Source organism: Streptomyces sp. NPDC002306 (assembly GCF_053593435.1).
Genome location: NZ_JBSFCK010000123.1, coordinates 1 through 2,686, shown reverse-complemented (window position 1 = coordinate 2,686; position 2,686 = coordinate 1). Strand labels below are relative to the sequence as shown.

3 pseudogenes are annotated in these 2,686 nt (G+C 69.7%); all 3 read right to left on the bottom strand.

The annotated features are described in order from the left end of the window. Positions 1 to 108: 108 nt before the first annotated feature. Positions 109 to 282: pseudogene (locus tag ACWCQK_RS42285) on the bottom strand (ISL3 family transposase); the annotation flags it as partial. Between the two features lie 592 nt (positions 283 to 874). Continuing rightward, positions 875 to 2,309: pseudogene (locus tag ACWCQK_RS42280) on the bottom strand (IS1380 family transposase). Between the two features lie 101 nt (positions 2,310 to 2,410). Beyond that, a pseudogene (locus tag ACWCQK_RS42275) lies at positions 2,411 to 2,686 on the bottom strand (MFS transporter); the annotation flags it as partial.

Below are 2,686 nucleotides of genomic sequence, written 5' to 3'. Positions count from 1 at the left end.
ACGCCGTCGGTGTAGGGCTTCTTGGCCTCCAGGCCGAAGCCGGATGCCCGGTGCCGGCGCAGTGGCTCGACTTCCCGGAACGAGCCCGGGTCGAGTGGACACGGTCTCGATGGAGCGGTCGGGCAGCAGGTCAACCACGTGTCGGGTCTCGATGTCGACCAGGACGGTGGCGTAGACATGGCCCTTGAGCAGGGCGAACTTGTCGATGCCCAGAACTCGCGGCGTGGCTGGCGCGTTCTCGGGGAAGGCGCGTATCAGCCGCAGCAGGGTCGAGCGGCTCACCGGTGTGGCCAGCGCGTCGGTGAGTCTGGCTCCGGCCCGGCCCGGCCAGCCAGCATCAGCACCACGCGCTGCAGAGCCGCCTGCGGTCCCTGGCTCCGCCGTCCGTGACGGAAGGTCAGCCCGAGCACCTGCTTGACGAACGTGGTCTTAGGGTGGCCGGTTCATGGCAGGGGAACCGCTGGACCTGTAACTCCACCACCACTTGCCGCACACCGAACTGGTGTTGGCCGCAGTGGAGATGGGCTTGTAGCAGCGTGATCGCGAGGGCAACCATCACCAGCCCGGGCCCGTGCCCGGCGCTGACCTTACATGTGGCGCGGGCACACGTTGGTGGGACGGCCTGTCCAAGACCGTCCCATGCATGCCCAACCCCCGCTACGCTCCACACCGTCAAGTCGGTGACCAGGACAAAATTGCAGGAGTCCGGCTGCTGTATTAGCCTCGCCGTTTCGGTTGGGGCGACGAGGCGTCACGGAGGGACAACTGTCGGGTGGCCAACGCGATTTCGGTGCGCAGACATGACGGAATCCCGGCGCGGTGGTCGGGTTCTCCGGGGTCCTTCGGGTCGTGGGCGGGCGGGGTGGTGGCCGGGTCAGCCGGCTGGACGGGGCAGTGTGGCGAGACGGTCGAAGGCCGCGGCCAGTTCGTTTCTCCATGGCCAGGTCGCCGATATCCGCAATCGCAGGCGTCGGCCGCCGTGGGTGAGGCGGGCGGCGACGTGCAGCAGCTGGTAGCGGAGCTTCTTCGGCTCGGCAGTGGCCAGCTCCCCGTCTAGCAGCAGGACGCGCGTCCAGGCGAGCAGGTCGATCGCCGCGAGGCTGAGTTCGAGCCAGACGGCGTTGACACCGAAACTGCGGGAGGGGAAGCGGCCGAAGCCGGTGGTCTTGCCGCACCGGATGTGGTCCTCGACGGTGGCATGCCCGCGGTGACGGACCTCCAGGAACTGGGCGGAACCACCGCCGGAGTAGGGGGTGTCGGTGAGGAACACCTGATGGCGCAGGCCCTCATCCTGGTCGAACAGGGACAGCTGGGCTCCAGGGTGCGGCCGCTCCCGGCGCACGATGATGCGGGTGCCGGGCGGATAGCCGTCCAGATCGACCATGCCGGTCAGCTCGGTGACCTCGGCGCCGTCACGCAGTGTCCCGCTGGTCCAGGGCGGGATGCCAGAGGCGGTCGGGCACCGAGCGGATCGCGCGGCGGACCGGCTCGGTGATGGCGTATCCGACCGAGAAGAAGGTGCGGATTCCTTGTTTCCGCACGTCGCGGACATGGGCGAGGAAGGCTTTCGCGGATCCGGCACTGTCGGCGCGGATGAGGATGTCGGTGCCGTGCCGGTGAACGTCGGGGATCTGCGCGAGCGCCTGGTCGAGTACCGCAACGTGATCGGCGGCAGTGGTGGCTCCGGAGTTGCCGGGCCGCAGCCGCCCCGACACGGCCTCGCCGGTGTTCGCGAGGAAACACAGCAGCGGATGGAAGCCGAAGCCGCCCTTGTAGGTCGGGGCGGCCTGTTCCTTTTCCGAGTGGCAGGCAACCAGCGTGGCGTCGAGGTCCAGAACCAGGCCGGAAAGTTCTCGTCCGCCGGCCCGAGCGGCAGGTATGTTCTCGCCCCGGTCAGCGGCCTGCATCCAGGCGACTTCTCGGGCCGTGGCGCGGGCCGTTCGCAGCGAAGCGAGTGCGGCCTCGCCGGTGTCGGCGAGCAACCGCCAAGCCGTGGGCGTGGAGGCGACCGGGCCGAACACCTCGCTCTGGTCTCGCAGCACGGCCAGATCCGCGATCGCTTCACCGCCGTCGGCGAGCATCACCGCGAGATCGGTGGCGACCCGGCCAGGATCATGCCCGGTCCCGCGCGGCCGAAGCGGCCTGAGCGCGGCGGAGTACGCGGCGGTCAGCCCGGTGGCATCAGCAAGATCCGCCAGCAACCGTGCCCCGGCATGCCTGGCCACCCCCGAACCATCGGCACTGACATGAACCTTGGGACGCAACCCGATAGCCTGCACGCAGAAAGTGCCCTCCGCCTGGACCGACAGAACCCCTCAGCAAGGTTCATCGTCCCAGGTCAGGAAGGCACTTTCGCATTTCCGCCCCAAAGCCAGCCGCACCCAAGTGAAACGGCGAGGTTAGCGTCCGCTCAGCCGGTGGGTGCCGTCGCTTCCTGTCGCGAGCCAGGTCCCGCGGTTGAGGCAGCGGCCCGACGGCTGCCCCGGGCCGTGACCGCGGCCGCGGCCGCGAGCAGGGACTGCGTGCCGGCGAGTGCGAAGCACAGGGGCAGCGGGACCCGGCCCACCAGGAGCCCCATGACGGCGGCGCCACCCGAGGAACCGGCGTTGACCGCGGTGTTGACCCAGGCGCCGGCCCGGGTGCGGAAGCCGGGGGCGGCCGACTCGTCGGCGACGAGGTAGGCCGT